The organism is Sphaerobacter thermophilus DSM 20745 (assembly GCF_000024985.1).
Classification (GTDB): domain Bacteria; phylum Chloroflexota; class Chloroflexia; order Thermomicrobiales; family Thermomicrobiaceae; genus Sphaerobacter; species Sphaerobacter thermophilus.
In genome coordinates, this window is the sequence record NC_013524.1 from 178,872 (window position 1) to 196,090 (window position 17,219).

Below are 17,219 nucleotides of genomic sequence, written 5' to 3' on the forward strand. Positions count from 1 at the left end.
ACCTATAAGAGGTAAGGCCGCTTGACAGCATGCGACCGGATCCATAGTATTGGATCGATCGTTTCCTGGGTGAGCCAAGAGGTGTACCGGCAGGACTGTTAGGCCCAGCCGCCAGTCAGTGACATTCTCCTCGGGAGAGTTCTATCTCCCAACAACCCTCTTCGACACATGGCGGTGCGCTTGTACTACCAGGGGCAGTGCACCTAAGAGAGTCTCACCTCCGAAACCAGGGATGTCCGTGCCGTTCACTGCGGCACTGTACATCTGTCTTGCCATTTTGCATGGCGCGATTGAGAGGTTTGTATCGTGTTACCGAGAGGGGGACGTTAGGTGTACGTACCGCGGGGTGGCCATGTTCCAGAAGATCTTGACAAGTTGGTCCGGCGTCCCATGACACGCCGGTCGTTCATAGGGTCGGCAGCTCGGGCTGCCGTCGCTGCCGGTATCTTTGGCGCCGGAAACTGGATGTGGGCTGGATGCGGTACCAGTTCCGGTGGCAGATCATCCGGGCAGAAGGAACTCGTGATTGCCTCCTGGGGCGGTGCTTACCAGGAGGCGCAGCGAAAGGCTTTCTTTGATCCCTTCACGAAGGAAACGGGCATCAAGATCATTGAGGCGGGTCCTACCGACAATGCCAAGATTGCCGCTATGGTGGAGAGCGGTAACGTCGAATGGGATCTCGTTGATAATGATATGGGAGGAATCCTAGAACTCAAGAAGAAGGATTTTCTTGAGCCTATCCCCTATGATGCAATCCCGCAAGACGTACTGGACCAGTTCGAAGACTCGGACAAAGATCCGTATGGCTTCGCCATTATGTGGTTCTCAACGTGTATCGCCTACCGTACGGACGCTTTCGGTGGCGATTATCCGAAAGATTGGGCCGAGTTCTGGGACGTCGAACGATTTCCCGGCCCACGGTCGCTGCAGTATGCGAGTAACCTGGAGCAGGCCCTCGCGGCAGACGGGGTGCCGATCGATCAGATCTATCCGATTGATATTGACAGAGCCTTCAAGAAGTTCGACGAGATCCGCGAGCACGTCGTGAAGTGGTGGGAGACCGGGGCGGTTCCAGCCCAGATGCTGAGCGACAATGAGATCGTGCTTGCCAGTGCTTATAATGGCCGTATCGGTGCGATTAAAGAACAGGGTGCTCCCGTCGACGTCAACTTCAACCAGGGACTGCTGATCGGTGAGTATTGGATGATCCCGAAAGGGACGGAGAAGCTCGACCTCATCAAAGAGTTCCTAGCGTTTGCGGCCCAGGCAGAGCAGCACGTCGAGCTGTCCAAGCACATTCTCTATGGACCCGCTAACAAGAAGGCTTACGAGCAGATACCGCCCGAACGCGCGGCACAGCTGCCTACCTCCCCCGAGAACAGAGCCAGGCAGATCATCTTCAATGCAGAGTGGCATGGAGAGCATAATGAGGAAGTCCGAGAACGTTTCACGTCTTGGCTGCTAGGGGGCTAGCCGGCAGGCCTCGGCGTGGAGCGATCGTCTCGGGCGTAGCCCCGCGGCGTTATCGCGTCGCAGCGTCGATCGCGTGAGGGGCATGGAGGGTGAGCTGCAGTGTCCAACGGTGGAGCTGTGTACGCAGCGCCTGGAGGAGCGCGGCGACTTGCCGCACGGGTACGTCAACGATATCCCGAAGTGCAAAGCGTGCTGGTCTTAGCGCCAGCACTTGTGCTGCTCACCCTCCTGTACCTTCTTCCGTTGGCTCAGATGCTTCTCCGAAGCATTCTAGACCCGGAGTTTACGCTGGAGCATTATCAGCACTTCTTCACCGAAGCGGTATACCTCCGAGTCCTGGGCGTGACGTTCCGCATGGCCCTGGCTGTAACCGTGCTCACATTGCTACTTGGGTTTCCTGTTGCGTACGTTCTGTCCACGGCTAGACCACGGTGGCGGAACATCATGCTTCTGGCCGTCATTCTGCCGTTCTGGATCAGCATTCTCGTTCGCACCTATGCATGGATGGTGTTACTCGGTCGCTCAGGAGTTGTGAACGAAACACTGCTTCGCCTCGGATTGGTCACGGAACCGATCAAAGTGATCAACACGCAGGCTGGCGTGCTGATAGGCATGACCCACATCTTGCTTCCGTACATGATCTTGCCGCTGTACAGCGTCATGCGCGGGATTGATCCCCGACTCATGCAGGCAGCATCGAGTCTTGGGGCGGGGACGTGGTCGGCGCTGAGGCATGTTTATTTGCCGTTAGCGATGCCGGGGATTGTTGCGGGATCGATTCTCGTCTTCATCATCTCGCTGGGCTTTTACATCACCCCGGCGCTTCTCGGCGGACCTCGCGACCAGATGGTGGCAATGGTAATCGCTGGGCAGGTTCAGACGCTCTTGAACTGGGGCTTCGCGGCGGCAATCTCGGCTGTCCTCCTGGGAACTACCCTGGTCCTCTTCGCCGTCTGTAACCGTCTGGTCGGGCTCGACCAAATGTTTGGTGGGATCTCGCGATGACAGGCTATCAGAGTGCGCGGCCCCAGGCTTCGGACATGAAAGTCGCACGTTCTGGGCGATCGCGTCGTCAGATGAGACTCGGGACACTCTTCTTACGGACGTACGTCGCGTTAGTGCTGTTCTTCCTCGTGGCACCCATCTCCATTATCGTGCCGGTTTCTTTCTCGTCGTCTCAGTTCCTCCAGTTCCCGCCACCTGGTTTCTCGTTACAGTGGTATCGAGAGATTTTCACAGGTCCAAACTGGACGGACTCGATCATTACGAGCGTTCAGGTGGGAGTACTCACGTCGCTACTGGCGACGACGTTGGGAGTGCTTGCCTCATTCGGGATCGTACGCGGTGACTTTCGTGGTAAGCAGGCTTTGTACACTTTCCTTCTTTCTCCCATGATTGTCCCAACGATCATACTGGCCATATCGATTTACTTCCTCTACGCGCGTATGCGTTTAGTGGGGAGTCTGTTAGGTCTAACGCTGGCCCACACGGTGCTCGCTCTGCCTTTGGTCGTGGTCATAGTCAGTGCTGCGCTACGGGGTTTCGACGTGACGCTAGAGCGTGCCGCGAGAAGTCTAGGTGCTAACGAATGGACAACGTTCTTCCATGTTACCTTTCCGCTCCTGCGCCCTGCGATCGTCTCCGCTGCGTTTTTCGCGTTCCTGACGTCATTCGATGAGCTGATAATCGCTCTGTTCATCAGTGGAACGAGTGCCGTCACCTTGCCGAAGCGCATGTGGGATGGGATTCGCCTGGAGATAAGTCCAGCAATCTCGGCAGTCTCGGTGCTGCTGATCGCAATCGCGGTGGTGGCATTCGTTGCGATCGGGATCCTGCAGCGGAAGGGAGCGGGAGGCAGCGACGACTAGTGACTCCTGTGGAATGAACGCTTGATATTTGCCGCTGGTTCAGGCGGTGACATGGCAAGGGGAAGTGGACGGATGGACTTCCACGGTGGTCGGCTGAGGATTGTTGACAATACTCCCGACCTCATCCTTTATCACGGCAACATCATTACCGTTGATCCAGACTCGCCACGAGCTGAGGCAGTAGCGATCAAGGATGGCAAGTTCGTAGCCGTCGGCCCGAACGAGGCGATCCTCCGCCTTCGTGGGCCCGCTACCCGTGTCGTTGATCTCCAGGGGCGAACATGCATTCCTGGAATCAATGATCCGCACAATCACATGCTAATGAGCGGGCACGTTCTAACAGAGGTCCAATTGTTCCACGCCCGTTCAATCAGTGATATTCAGGAGGCAGTTGCGAAGGCCGTAGCCGATGCCCCTCCGGGGGCATGGATCTTGGGTCGCGGCTGGGATGAGAGCTTGTTGCGCGAAAAGCGATTCCCGACGCGGTGGGATCTCGATGAGGTCGCCCCAAACAACCCGGTCGTCCTCGAGCGGGTGTGGAACATGCTGGTCGCCAACTCAGCGGCACTTATGGCTGCGGATATTGGGCGACACACGCCCGACCCGGATCCGACTCAGCTCTACAGTGGGCGGATCGACCGGGACGATCTCGGGGAGCCCACTGGTGTACTACGCGATCGTGCCAAGCAGTTAGTTTACGACGCGATCCCACCAAGGACAGATGCGGAGCGCGAGGCCCACCTGCGCATCGCCTGTCGCGAATACAACCGGTGGGGTATCACGTCCATTGCTGACCCGGGACTCCTTCCTGAAGGCATACACGCTTACCAAGCAGTCTGGCGCGACGGTGCACTGAGCGTGCGGTCATCCCTCTGTCTCGCTGGCTGGGGTTCAAGCATGGAGCCGCGAGAGGAGCTGCTCGAACGACGATTTTCCGACGTTGGTCTCTTTACTGGGTTCGGCAACACCGAACTGCGAATCGACACGATCAAGATGATGCCGGATGGCGGGGTAGGCGATCGGACGGCCTACATGTTCGAACCCTATCGCGACGAGCCGGACAACTTCGGTCAATACATCGTGTCGCCTAGCGATCTCGTCGCCCGGGTGCAGTGGTGCCACGAGCACGGTTGGTCGATCGACGCACACACATGCGGCGACCGCATGCAGGAGATGGTTGTCGAGGCGTACGCCAACGCCTACCAGCAGATGCCATCCACGTCTATCCGTCACCGAGTGCATCACGCGTACTTCCCCACTGAGAAGGCGCTTGAGTTGATGCGTGAGTACCGGATAGCGGCACTACCCACTATCCCGTTCCTGTACAACCTGGGGGAGAGCTTCGTGGCGTCAATCGGAGAGGAGCGGGCGGCCCGAGCGATGCCGCTCCTGACCTACTTGGAGGCCGGTGTCCCAATCGCCTGCGGCTCCGACTCGCCTGTTACCACGTACAATCCGTTCATCGGAATCTACTCCTGTGTTGCGCGCAAGACCGTCTTGGGGCGTGATCTAGGCCCGGAGGAACGTGTGTCCCGCGAGGAAGCGATCCGTCTGTACACCGCGGCTGGTGCCTGGGTCACGTTTGAGGAGGAGATCAAGGGAACAGTGACACCCGGTAAGCTCGCTGATCTGGTGGTGCTAGATCGGGATATCTTGACTGTCCCTGAGGAAGAGCTCAAGGAGATTCGACCGGTTGCCACTTTCCTGGGTGGGCGTGCTGTGTACGTGAACGAGAAGGCGTGGGCTGACGGGGCACTTTCCTGACGCCCACGAACCTCGTAGTTTCCGGGGGTGGTTCGCACCTGTCAGAGATGATGGACATCAGAAGGGATCGGCAAGGGATGGCGCGTTCGACTAACAAGCACATCGTGTCGGAATCGTACTATCAGTCATTCACTCCTCCGGAGCCTGAACCGGGGTTCAATGACCCAGCGGAAATGGAAGCCGTGTGGGGCAGAGTTTGGGGTGCCAACTCAGAGGTCGGGCAGCTTCGCATGGTGCTGATGCGCCGGCCTGGAGAAGAGATGAACGTCATCCAAGGCGGACAGTACAGCGAAGAAGCCGAAGCGCTCGTGGATCCGCAGGGTCGTTGGTACTGGCGGGACAGGAACCCACCCGACCTCGCGAAGATGCAACACCAGCATGATGTACTGAGCGCCACTCTGCGCGATGAGGGTGTAACTGTTGTCTATGTTGAGGGGGTTGAGGGGCCGTTCGTCAAGTCAGTATTTACCCGTGATCCCCTCATCACGGTTCCAGGTGGGGCCATCATAGGTCGAATGGCACCTCGTATGCGCCGCGGGGAGGAAGCGTATGTTACCAAGACTGTAGCGGCGCTCGGTATGCCCATCCTCGGAACGATCGTCGGTACTGGCATGCTCGAGGGTGGAAGCTTTGTCAAGTTGACCCCCAAGGTGGCTGCCTTCGGCACGTCGATTCGCTGTAATGAAGAGGGCGCTCAACAACTCCGAGAGATCCTCGCGCGTTTGGGTATCGAGCTCATTGTAGTACCGATGGTCGGGTGGTCGATCCATCTCGACGGCTACCTCGGGATGGTGGATATTGACAAGGCGCTGATCGTGCCCGATGGCCTCCCTTACTGGTTTATCGACCGGCTCCATTCCTTGGGAATTGAGACGATCCCCGTACATCCTGAGGAGCGTTGGGCGGTGAACAGCCTTTGTGTACGTCCAGGTCGTATCATCATGAGTGAGGGGCACCCCTATACTCAGGAGCGTCTGGAGAAGCGTGGGGTTGAGGTCATCACGGTGCCCTACGATGAGATCCAGAAGAACGGCGGGGGCGTGCACTGCTCAACGATGGAGTTGGTTCGGGATCCTGTGTGATCGCGGACTACGCCCCGCCGCGCGCAACTCGTTGCGCGCGGCGGGGCGTGAAACTATCCGACGCGTTTAGAGCCCTGGGGAGGGGAGGCCGGTGGCGCTACTGGACAACAAGCGAGAGAGTCGATCAGCGGACGTTCGAGGTGCTCGTGTTCAACTGATCGACCTTGTGAAGATCTACGGTGATACTCCTGCTGTGGATCACGTCAGCATAGACATTGCTCCCGGGGAGTTCCTGACGCTGCTCGGTCCAAGCGGTTCGGGCAAGACAACGACATTGATGATGATTGCGGGCTTTGTCACGCCCTCAGGCGGTCAGATACTAGTCAATGGTGAGGACATCGCATATCTGCCTCCGCACCAGCGGAATATCGGCGTCGTGTTTCAGAGCTACGCGCTCTTCCCGCACATGACTGTTGCAGATAATATCGCGTTTCCCTTGCGTATGCGGAAATATCCCAAGGCGGATATCGCCCGGGCGGTGGCTGAGGCGTTGGAGTTAGTTCGCTTGACTGGTTTTGAGAATCGCAAACCGCGTCAGTTGTCTGGGGGTCAGCAGCAACGTGTGGCGCTTGCGCGTGCCATGGTGTTTCGGCCACCGGTCCTCCTAATGGATGAACCGCTTGGAGCTCTAGATAAGAAGCTCCGTGAGGAAATGCAGGTCGAAATCAAGCGCATTCAGGAGTCAACAGGGATCACCACGGTCTACGTTACGCATGATCAAGAGGAAGCTTTGACTCTATCGGATCGAATCGTGGTGATGCGTAACGGCCGGATCGAGCAGGTGGGGACGCCGAGGGAACTGTACGAGCAACCCGTCTCTACGTTCGTGGCTGACTTCATCGGAGAGTCGAACTTCATCGAAGGACAGTGTGAAAGAGATGGCAGTCGCCTTCTTCTCAGGACCTCCGACGGTATTACGCTCAGCCTCCCGGATGGCGCGGATGTTCAGCCAGGATCCCGGGTGCGCATGGCTATCCGCCCCGAACGCATCGTGCTGGTGACCGAGACCCTCACTGATAACGTGCTTGACGGCACCGTGGAGGAAGTGATCTACGTCGGTGAGTCGACAAGACTGCGTGTTCGCATCACCGGAGAGTGGTCTCTGTCAGTGAAGCAGCAGAACCGAGCAGATGCGGCAGTCTGGAAGCGTGGTGATCGTGTCCGCGTGGGGTGGAAAGCGTCAGACGCAGTGCTGGTTTCGTAGTCTGAGACTGCGCGCTCTCCTCAGTGATCAGTAGCTGGCGAACCACATCCTACGGAGTTACTGTCCCCGAGCCATGATTGGCTGCGATTTCGCAGCAACCCGAACACGGGGATCATCCGTCCTGCACGTGAGGCCCGTTGGGCCACGCTGTACTGTCGGGAGTCCGGTCTAACGGGTTCCCGAGCGGGCGATTTCATGCTTCACCTTGATGCCGAACCACCAGCGGGTGGCGCCTTGCCCGGGATCGGTTGACAGGAGGCCGCATCGCATTGCGCTGCCCGGTCGGTTCTCAATAGCCGGTCTTCCACCATGCGGCCTACTGCTCGGCCCTCTACTTCTTACTCCGACCGCAGTTCGACCCCGTTGCGTGCTGCCGCCAACTCCGCACGTCACTTACTCGTACCCATACCCGCGCCACGCCCGCTACCTCCCACCTGATCGTCACGCTCGCTCGAATTCCGCCTCGAATCGCTCCCGGTACATCCTACGCGAGGGTGAAGCAGGTGGCTAGGGCGGGAAAGAAGCGCGCGGATTGCGCAGATCATGCGTATCGGTTGGTCCTGAACTTGCTATTGGCTCATGTCACGTGTAGGATGGTTGCACGCTGACCTCCAATTCACTCTGGGAGTCATGGGGAGGGTGCCATGACGTCGGATCAACGCTCAGTCGTCGACCAGGTGCTGACCCATCTCTGCCACAAGGGATTGTATGGGGACGTGGTCGAGTGGTGCGAGATGCGGAACGATTGCGTCTACGTGGTCACTTGCCCCGAGTGCCGCACCTCCTTCACCCTGCTCGATGAGGAGTACGAGGCACTGATCGAGCGCATCGAGCAGGCGGGGCTGGCCTGCGGGGTGCGCCCCGTCAGTGCGTGACGGGGCCGGATTCCTCCATCCCCCTACCATGAGGCGCCGACGGCGTGGGTGAGGCCGCGCCGGAATCACCCTGGTCCAGTTCAGCGAGGATCTGGGCCACCAGGTGCTCGGCTGCGGGGAGCAGCGTCGCCGCCGCGCTGTCGTCGAAGCCTTCCGGGTCTGGGAGCGCGTCGAGCCTCCGCAACCGGTCGGACGGCACGGCGTTGTGCACTGCCGATGGCCCGGTGAAGATGCCGCTGAAGTTGCTCGGTTCCAGCACAGCAATGTCCTGCGCAGTCTCCTGTCCGCTCCATCCGGTGTGGAGCAGATAGGTGCGCAGGTGCCGGCGCGTGAGGCGGCCGACCCAGGTGGCGAGTTGCTCGGGGGCGCCGGGTTGGACCAGCGCGACATCGGCGGTGGCCAGCGTGCGCGTGAGCCACTCCACCAGATCGGCTCCGGCACGCCGCTCGATCGTGCGGTAGATGATATCGGGGTAGGCAGTGCGGAAGGCATCCAGCCCGCGCGCTCCCTCGTGACGGAGGAGTCGCTGCAGGGCCGGGTTTCCCCGCTCCTCGTAGAAGGTCACCTCGTGTCCGTCCCGGACGAGCACACGCCCGAGGGCGCGCAGCAGGTAGGCGTCCGGGTTGCCGTCGGCGGAGATGACCGACGCCGCGAAGATGGCCCAGCGGGTACGACGCCGCTCCATCACCGTCCTTCCTCGATACGGCGCGCTTCGGCCGCGCGCACATCGCTCGGATCGACCTCAGGGCGGTTGATCACGTTGACGACGTCCCGCACCCCTTCAACCTGCCGCACCCGCGATTCGATCTCCTGCACCATGCGCGGGTCATCGACGGTGCCGCGCAGATAGACGACCCCGTCGACCGTGTTGACGTTGATGTTGCCCTTGGGGATGTCGGGGTCGCGGAAGACGATGCTCATCACCCGGTCGGTGACGAACTGGTCGTCGTCGGGCATCTCCGACGGTTCCCGGCGGACCGTCGACATCACGCGGTGGCGCGCACCGGCGGCGACGCCCGAGAGGTAGTCGACCCGCCGGGGGATCGTCTCGCTGATGAGTTCATCCGCGCGGTGGCCGAGATGCACGACCTTGTCGCGCGCCAGGGCACGCCGGCGCCGGCCGGCGCGTGGGTCGAGGACGAAGGTTGCCACCGCTCCGCCGATGAGCCCGATGACGAGGCCGCGGCGGAAGGCCGCGCGCTCCCGCGCACGCCGCGCCTGGTCCACCCACATCAGGGCCATGTGTTGGAAATCCGGAAGGTCCCGCATCGCCTGGATGCTGCGCATGGTGCGCATCGCGCGCCGCGCCTCCCGGCGACGCCTGCGCATGCCTCGGGAGTCTGCCATCTTGAGCATCGGCATCGCTCACCTCCGGTTTGTGATGGTGCCCGGGCGGAACGCGGCAGTCACCGCGGACGCCGACCCGTGCGAGTACAGCAGCGTAGCGCAGCCGCAATCAGTATGCCAGTTTCGGGCTAGTACGCATCCGGCATCAATACTGCATCTCCGCGCCGGACGCTGCCGGCTCCTGCCGGGTTCTTGCCGTCCGACCACCACGCACCGAGATGGAGAGCATGATGAAGCATGCGCAGGTCGCCCCGCTCGTCGAGAGGGTGCCTCCCGTCTCTTACGGCGACACCGGAGGCGACGTGTCCGCCCCCCTCGCTAATCGACCTCGCGGCGGGGGCAAACCGCGCCGGGCGTGGGGAACGGTTTCGCTAGCTCGCCACGACCTGATCGTTGACCACGACCGCGATCTCGTGCCCCGCGTCGACCGTGACCTCCACGTCGCGGCCGCGCCCGCGGATGGTCAGGTCGACGGTACGGCCGGCGAACTGCATCCCGCGGATGCGCACCGTATCGAGCCAGTCCGGCAGGTAGGGCCGCAGGGTGAGCTGCCCGGTGGCGGCGTCGGGCTCCAGCCCCAGCACCACCTGGAGCAGGTACGGGAGAGTCCCGGCCGCCCATGCCTGCGGGCTGCAGCTCACGGGATAGGCGATCGGGAAGGTGTAGCGCTCGGACTCCCGGCTGAAGCCGCAGAACAGCTCCGGCAGACGGCCGTAGGGGAAGTGAGTCGCAGCGTCGACGAGATCGGTGAAGACCGCCGCGGCGGCCTCGTCGAAGCCGTAGCGTCGCAGCCCGGCGGCGATGAGCGCGTTGTCGTGCGGCCAGACGCTCCCGTTGTGATAGCTCATCGGGTTGTAGTGCGGCATCTGCGACGATAGGGTGCGGATCCCCCAGCCGGAGTACATGTCGGCGGCCCGCAGCCGCTCGGCTACGATCGCGGCGCGCTCGGGCGACACGATATCGCCGAACAGGCAGTGCCCGGGGTTGGAGCTGATGGCGGTGACGAGCCGGCCGGTGCCGTCGATGGCCTGGCCGTAGAACTGATCTTCCTCGCTCCAGAACTGCTCCTCAAAGCGCCGGCGCAGCGCCTCAGCCTCACGCCGGAGCTCTTCGGCGCGGCCGGGGTCTCCCCAGCGGTCGTGGGCATCGGCCAGTGCCTGCTTTGCCCGGTAGACATACCCCTGAACCTCCACCAGGGCGATCGGCGTTGCTACCGGCGAGCCGTCTGGGCATTGGAGCGAATCGTCGCTGTCCTTCCAGCCCTGGTTCACCAGGCCACCTCGGGAGGGCTGGCCGTAGTCGACGAAGCCGTCGCCATTGCTGTCGCCGTAGCGGTTGATCCAGGCGATCGCCCGCTCGGCCGGCTCGCGGAACTCGTCGAAGAGGTCGCGGCTCCCGCTCCAGCGCAGCACCTCGCCGAACAGGAGCACGAACAGCGGCGTGGCGTCCACCGTGCCGTAGTAGGGCACGTGTGGCACCTCGCCGAGGCGGGCCATTTCCCCGAACCGTTGCTCGTGCAGGATCTTACCCGGCTCCTCTCCGGTCCAGGGATTGACCTGCGTGCCTTGCTGGCGCGCCAGATAGCGGAGCGTCTCCACGGCCATCGCTGGCGAGAACATGAGCATCTGGAGGGCCGTGATGAGACTGTCCCGGCCAAAGGGGGCGACAAACCACGGGATGCCGGCGGCGACGAGCCGACCGCCCGGGAATGGGGTGATCAGCGTCCGCAGGTCCCGGAGGCTGCGGTCGAGAAGACTGTTGAAGATCTCGTTGTTGGTTTCGACGACCGGGAACGGCTCGCTCGCGACCGGCAGCGGGCCGTTGGTCGTCGTGATTGTGTGGACCTGCCCGTCGCTCGACTCCGCGGTCCAGCGCGGCGTCAGCGTCAGGGTCAGCTCGGCGTCCGACTGCGCCTCCAGCTCGAAGCGGAAGAGGAGCGAGGCCCTGGGCGCCTGGCCGGCCGGTTCCGACCGGACGACCCGGTCGTTGCCGGGGAGCATCGCCCGAAGTTCCTCCAGCTCCGCCGTGTAGCCCGCGCCTGCTACGATCAACGTCTCGTCCGGCGTCCGGCTGAAGCGCATGACCGTCTCGAGCAGGTGACCGTCGGGCGCTCGATAGCCGAGGACCACCTCGTTCTCCTCCCGGCGCGGCAGAAGCACTCGTCCCCGCTGCATCCTGCGGAAGCCGCGCACGTCGAAGATGTCGCGGAAGTCGGAGCTGACGATGAACGTGAGTGAGAGGCTGACGGGAAAGGGGTTGTAGTTGTGGATCTGGATCTGCTCCGTCATCCCCTGGTCGATCACGCGGTAGCGCTGGATGCCGATGGTGTTCGGCAGCACGGTCTGTCCCGCGGCGCTCTCGAGGAGCGGGTTGCCGAACTGGAACATCCCGACGGTATTCTGCGTCCCTGACGAGTCGAGTAGGTCCGGCAGCTCGTCGTTGAGCAGGAGCTGGTAGTCGCTGAGGAATCGGGTATCGCGGTAGTAGAGACCGGCGCCAGCGACGGTGCGTCCGATATCGCCTCGCTCATCGCTGACGACGAAGATCTCGCCCTGCTTGAGTACCATCGTTCCCGTGCGCATGAGGCCCCGCGTTTCCGTGACGATCTGCTTCGGCCGATCCGGGTGCGGTAGCCGCCGCGGTGTGCGTGGCGGCGGGTCATCCCGGTTAATCGTTCAAGGGTACGGGACACTCCGGCTCCATTCAACCGTGGTGGACGCATGTCCGTAGACTAGCGTTACGCATGAACGCCGGAAATGGACGTAGCGGGGTCGGGTCACAGGAGTTCGCCGTACTCGGACCACTCCCAAGGATCGACGCGCCGCTCCCACTCTTCCGTGCCGTAGCTGGGGCAGGCGAGTCGCGTCCGCGCGATCTCGAACCGCGCCACGCCGAGATAGGTGCGGATGAACGGCTCGCCCAGGAGCGCGTGCAGTGGCGTGTCGGCCTCCAATGCGGCGAGTGCCTCGTCCAGCGACCGGGGTAAGCGTGGAGCGCCGTTCCGTGCCGTTGGGTCGCCGTGCAACGGCGCGGGTGGGAGCATACGCTGGCGCAGCCCATCAAGCCCGGCGGCCAGGCAGGCGGCGAGCGCGATGTACGGGTTGGCGCTGGCCGCCGCGATGCGGTTCTCCACGTGTGCCGCGTCAGCCCCGGGGCGGGGGGTAACGCGCACGGCCGCGGCGCGGCTCTCGCAGCTCCAGGTGGCGTGCTGCGGCACGCAACCGGCCGCGTGGTAGCGCTTGTAGTCGTTCGGGATCGGCAAGAGGAAGGCGGACAGCGCCGCCGCGTGGTAGAGCAGCCCGGCGACGAAGTGCTTGGCGATCGGCGAGATGCCCAGCGGATCCTCGTCGTCGGCGAATCGATTCTCGCCGGTTACGGCGTCGAGCAGCCGGTGCTGCATGATGCAGGCCGAGGCAACGTCACCGCAGGGCGGCCGGGTCATGAACGTGGCGGTCAGCTCGTCCTGGCTGGCGACCTCCTTTACCGCCGTGCGGAAGGTAAAGGCCTGGTCGGCAGCGGCGACCCCGCGCGCTGTGGCGAGCTCGGCATGGACCTGACCCGGCGCCCCGGCCGTGTTGATGCTCTCCAGCTCGACCCCGAGCGAGGGGAGCGCCGACAGCAGGGTGTCGCGCCACGCAGGCCGCGCGGCGTTGCGCACGCTCGCGCCGGGGCGTCCACCCGGGAACGCGGGCGTGCCCGTTTCCCGCTCGATGACGTAGAAGTCGAATGCGAAGGTCGTCGCGGGGAGGAGTCCCTCGTCGAGATACTGCTCGACGACCTGCTGCAGCACCCAGCGGCCGTCGTGGGGGGCGGGCTCCTGGTTCAGGTCGTACAGCTCGCAAATCACACGTGCCTCTCCCGGCGCATAGGGGAGAAGGGCGAGCGTGTCAAAGTCCGGCATCAGGATGAAGTCGGGCGCCGGGGCGGCATTGTTGCTGGCCCGACCGTCCGTGCCCCCGTAGAAGCGCAGCCCGCGGGTGCCGACACGTTCCAGGCGGGACAGCGGGACGACCTTCGAGCGCGCGACACCGAGGGTGTCGGCGAACTCAAAGCGCAGCCAGTGCACGCCCGCGGCCGCCAGGAGACGCGTGACGGTCTCGACTCTCACCGGTCCGGCTCCTATCCTGCCCAGTGCCGAGGGGGCACGATGCACTATGCCGGCTTCGCAGGTGCCGGCGCGTTGTCCCATGTGCATGTACCACAAGTCTATGCGATCTCGCTACCGCCGCACATGGGTCGCATCGCGCCGGTAGCATGCCGCGGCGCGGGGCTCCTACCGCGAGCGAGATGGGGGGCTGGTGAGGGTGGAGCGCCCTGGTGCCAGCAAGGGGCTCGCTCCGGAGAGCCGCATCTGCCAGACGCGGACCAGCGCCTCGGCCACGATCTGCATCGACATCTTGGACTGGCCGGCGCGCCGCTCCTCGAAGCGGATCGGCACCTCGATGATGCGGAACCCCGCCAGGTGCGCGCGGTAGGTCAGTTCGATCTGGAAGGCATAGCCGCTGGACTGGATGCTGTCCAGGTCGAGCGATTCGAGCACCCGGCGCCGGAAGCACTTGAACCCGCCGGTCAGGTCGCGGTAGGGGAGCCCGAGGATCAGCCGAGCGTAGGTGGACCCGCCGCGGCTGATGAAGCGCCGCAGCGGCGACCAGTTGACCGTACCCCCACCCGGCACGTAGCGGGAGCCGAGCACGAGGTCGGCGTGGCGCGAGGCTTCGACGAGGCGCGGCAGTGTCTCGGGGTCGTGCGAGAAGTCGGCATCCATCTCGCAGATGAGATCGTAGTCGCGATCCAATGCCCAGCGGAACCCGGTCAGGTACGCGGTACCGAGGCCCAGCTTGGTGGGACGAGAGATCAGATGGAGGCGCCCGGGGTAGTCCGAGGCCAACTCCCGCACCAGATCGGCCGTTCCGTCAGGCGAATTGTCGTCGACGACCAGGATGTGAAAGCGGGGGTCGGCCAGGATGCGGGGGATGAGCGCTGCAAGGTTGGCGCGCTCGTTGTAAGTCGGCAGGATGACAACCGGGCACGGCGTTGTCCTGCCGTGCGATCGCTGACTAGTCAAGTGACCCGTCTCCTTTTCGCTCGACAGCCTAGCGCTCGCCCCCCAATGTTTGGCTGCTGTCCGGCCGGGACCGGCGCGACGGGAGCAACCGCAATTGCGCTGCCACACCTCGCCTATCGACGAGGATCGTCGTGTCTCGACGCAGGGCTTGCCTTCAGGCAGGGACGTGGTTTGGGTGCCGCCTCATTTCGGAAGTGGATGACGCAGGGAGAGCGTCGGGACAGCGACGATGAGGCAGGTGAGCGGCGAGCAAGAGCCCTTCACGCCCGGGGCGAGCCTCACGAGGAAGATGCCAGGGAGAGTTGAGGTGCTCACCCCGGCTCGGGGCGCCGATACATAGGCTGAACGCCGCGGCGATGTTGCCAAGCAAGCCGGAACTGCCGCACGTGCGGACCATCTGGGCGACGACACCTCCCGGCATGGTCGCTCCGTGATCGACGCGTCGCGCCCCGCCTCGCTGTCGGCGAGGGGGGCCGTGCGGATGCAGAGTATACCCAAAACATCGCATGTGATGACGGTGGGATGCGTTGACACCGGGGGAATGGGTCGCCTACGATGCCGCCGGTAACACCATGGGCGCAGCCAACGTACGGGAAAGGGAGAGGGCATGAAGGTCGAGGAGCGCCTCAAGGAGTTGGGCATCGAGCTGCCGGCCGTCGGCAAGCCGATGGGGACTTACGTCCACGCCGTCCAGACGGGCAACCTGCTCTTCCTGGCCGGCAAGGGCCCCTTCAACCCGGACGGGTCGACGCCGACCGGGAAAGTCGGCCGGGATGTGACCACTGAAGAGGCTTACCAGCACGCCCGCTCGGTTGGGCTGATGCTGATCGCGGTCATGAAGGATGTCCTCGGTGACCTGGACCGCGTCAAGCAGGTGGTCAAGGTCCTGGGTATGGTCAACGCCGTCCCCGAGTTCGGCGAGCAGCCCCAGGTGATCAATGGCTGCTCCGACCTCTTCGTCGAGGTCTTCGGCGACGCCGGGCGCCACGCCCGCTCGGCCGTCGGCATGGGCTCGCTGCCCAACGGCATCACGGTCGAGATCGAGGCGATCGTCGAGGTCGCGTAAGGACCCAAAGCGAGGCGCCCCCGACCGGGGGCGCCTTCTTTACCAACACTGTCCCTGTTTCCGTTGGCGGAGTGGACGCCGCCGCGGCTCTCGCCGCGAAACCTCCCACCGAGATAGGAACCCGGCAGTTGCTCTCCGTGTGCGCCGCTATTGCTGCGGCACGATGCGGAGGATGCGGTCATCGTCGGATGCCGGGTCGCCCCGGCCGTCCCGGTTGCTGGTCAGGATGTAGATGTAGCCGTCCGGACCCTCGACCACGTTGCGTAGGCGCCCGTAGTCCCCGGAGATGATCGCTTCCAGGTTGGGCGGGCTGCCGCCGCCGGGGATGTCCAGCCGCCAGAGAGTGGTCCCGCGCAATGAGCCGAAGAGCAGGCTGCCGGTCCACTGCGGGAAGGTGTTGCCCTGGACGAAGGTCGCGCCGGACGGCGCCCAGGTGTCGGTGCCGCTCTCAATCACGGGGAGCGTGTAACCGTTGTTGGGGCCTTCGTTGCCCTGCATGATAGGCCAGCCGTAGTTGGCGCCGGGTTGGATCTGGTTCACCTCGTCATGGGCGGATGGCCCGTGCTCGGTGGCGTAGAGCGCGTTGGTGCCGGGCTCCCAGGCCAGGCCCTCCGGGTTGCGGTGGCCATATGAATACACCGGCGAGCCGGGGAAGGGGTTGTCCGGTGGGACCGAGCCGTCGTCGTTGAGCCGCAGGATCTTGCCGGCGAGCGAGTTCGTATCCTGCGCCAGTTCCGGTTGCGCCGCGTCGCCGGTCGTGATGTAGAGCTTGCCGTCAGGACCGAAACCGAGACGCCCGGCGTCGTGGATCTGCGCGCCCGGGATGCCGTCCAGGATGACCACCGGGTCGACCAGAGTGTTGTTCGTCTCGGTGTAGCGCACGACCTTGTTGGCGACACCGCCGCCGGACTGATAGGTGTAGTAGAAGTAGATCCAGTGGTTGTTGGCGAAGTCGGGGTGCAGCGCCATCCCGAGCAATCCACCCTCGCCGACGGGTGCCACGTCGGGGATAGTCGCGACCGGCTCCGGCCGCAGTTGGCCGTTCTCAATCACGCGGACGCGTCCCGGCCGCTCGGTGACAAAGATGCGGCCGTCGGGCAGGAAGCGCATCTCCCACGGGATCTCCAGCCCGGACACGAAGGTCTCAACCGTCCAGGCGACGGGCCCTGTCGGGGCCGCCGTCGGCTCGGGCGTCGCCGCAGCCGTGGCGGTCGGGGTCGCCTCTGGGGTTGGCGGGGTCGTCGGTGTCGGGTCGGCGGGCGCATCGGTTGCCGTGGGGACCGATGCCTCAGCACCGGTCGTCGCGGTCGCGGTCGCGCTCGAACTCCCGCAGGCGGTGGCGAGCATGAGCGTCAACAGAAGCGCGGTTGCGGCAAGCCGGGACAGCCCCGGCCGGGCATGACGGAAGCGCGTCTGGCTCATCGGGTTCCTCCCGCGGTTGGGCCGTACGGTCGGACTGATGCGGGGCGAGGCGC

General features: G+C 63.6%; 14 protein-coding genes. 8 read left to right on the forward strand and 6 right to left on the reverse strand.

The window, feature by feature from the left end; all coding sequences use genetic code 11:
- Window positions 1-330 precede the first annotated feature (330 nt).
- The 7 genes from STHE_RS13100 (at window position 331) to STHE_RS13130 (ending at window position 8,266) form a co-directional block, all read left to right on the forward strand.
- A complete protein-coding gene (locus STHE_RS13100; protein ID WP_148220094.1) occupies window positions 331-1,473 on the forward strand; it encodes an ABC transporter substrate-binding protein in 1,143 nt (380 codons plus the stop codon).
- 180 nt (window positions 1,474-1,653) lie between these two features.
- The gene (locus tag STHE_RS13105; RefSeq protein WP_245534918.1) at window positions 1,654-2,478 is read left to right on the forward strand and encodes an ABC transporter permease; all 825 of its coding nucleotides are present in this window, start codon (window positions 1,654-1,656) and stop codon (window positions 2,476-2,478) included.
- 113 nt (window positions 2,479-2,591) lie between these two features.
- Window positions 2,592-3,341, forward strand: a complete 750-nt coding sequence (locus tag STHE_RS13110; protein ID WP_245534919.1) for an ABC transporter permease — start codon at window positions 2,592-2,594, stop codon at window positions 3,339-3,341.
- A gap of 72 nt (window positions 3,342-3,413) precedes the next feature.
- A complete protein-coding gene (locus tag STHE_RS13115) occupies window positions 3,414-5,105 on the forward strand; it encodes an amidohydrolase (protein ID WP_169308206.1) in 1,692 nt (563 codons plus the stop codon).
- A gap of 77 nt (window positions 5,106-5,182) precedes the next feature.
- Entirely contained in the window at window positions 5,183-6,187 is a 1,005-nt protein-coding gene (locus STHE_RS13120) for a dimethylarginine dimethylaminohydrolase family protein (protein ID WP_012873070.1), read from the forward strand.
- Window positions 6,188-6,278: 91 nt separating this feature from the next.
- Window positions 6,279-7,391 carry an ABC transporter ATP-binding protein gene (locus STHE_RS13125; RefSeq protein WP_012873071.1) on the forward strand — a complete coding sequence of 371 codons (1,113 nt, stop codon included), beginning with the start codon at window positions 6,279-6,281 and terminating at the stop codon, window positions 7,389-7,391.
- 644 nt (window positions 7,392-8,035) lie between these two features.
- Complete coding sequence (locus STHE_RS13130; protein ID WP_012873072.1) at window positions 8,036-8,266, forward strand: hypothetical protein; 231 nt, start codon at window positions 8,036-8,038, stop codon at window positions 8,264-8,266.
- Here STHE_RS13130 and STHE_RS13135 read toward each other — a convergent pair.
- The 5 genes from STHE_RS13135 to STHE_RS13155 all read right to left on the reverse strand — a co-directional run bounded on the left by STHE_RS13135 (window position 8,256) and on the right by STHE_RS13155 (window position 14,678).
- Window positions 8,256-8,951, reverse strand: a complete 696-nt coding sequence (locus tag STHE_RS13135; protein ID WP_012873073.1) for a hypothetical protein — start codon at window positions 8,949-8,951, stop codon at window positions 8,256-8,258. The genes STHE_RS13130 and STHE_RS13135 overlap by 11 nt on opposite strands.
- The gene (locus tag STHE_RS13140) at window positions 8,951-9,562 is read right to left on the reverse strand and encodes a BON domain-containing protein (RefSeq protein WP_169308207.1); all 612 of its coding nucleotides are present in this window, start codon (window positions 9,560-9,562) and stop codon (window positions 8,951-8,953) included. The genes STHE_RS13135 and STHE_RS13140 overlap by 1 nt, the downstream gene beginning before the upstream one ends.
- Window positions 9,563-9,984: 422 nt before the next feature.
- Complete coding sequence (locus STHE_RS13145) at window positions 9,985-12,195, reverse strand: amylo-alpha-1,6-glucosidase (RefSeq protein WP_012873075.1); 2,211 nt, start codon at window positions 12,193-12,195, stop codon at window positions 9,985-9,987.
- 194 nt (window positions 12,196-12,389) lie between these two features.
- Window positions 12,390-13,721, reverse strand: a complete 1,332-nt coding sequence (locus tag STHE_RS13150) for a glutamine synthetase family protein (RefSeq protein WP_012873076.1) — start codon at window positions 13,719-13,721, stop codon at window positions 12,390-12,392.
- 165 nt (window positions 13,722-13,886) lie between these two features.
- The gene (locus STHE_RS13155) at window positions 13,887-14,678 is read right to left on the reverse strand and encodes a polyprenol monophosphomannose synthase (protein ID WP_012873077.1); all 792 of its coding nucleotides are present in this window, start codon (window positions 14,676-14,678) and stop codon (window positions 13,887-13,889) included.
- A 607-nt stretch (window positions 14,679-15,285) separates the two neighbouring features.
- Between STHE_RS13155 and STHE_RS13160 the strand changes: the two genes are divergently transcribed.
- A complete protein-coding gene (locus tag STHE_RS13160; protein ID WP_012873078.1) occupies window positions 15,286-15,744 on the forward strand; it encodes a RidA family protein in 459 nt (152 codons plus the stop codon).
- Between the two features lie 147 nt (window positions 15,745-15,891).
- Here STHE_RS13160 and STHE_RS13165 read toward each other — a convergent pair whose 3' ends face one another.
- Window positions 15,892-17,166, reverse strand: a complete 1,275-nt coding sequence (locus STHE_RS13165; protein WP_012873079.1) for a PQQ-dependent sugar dehydrogenase — start codon at window positions 17,164-17,166, stop codon at window positions 15,892-15,894.
- Window positions 17,167-17,219: the final 53 nt, after the last annotated feature.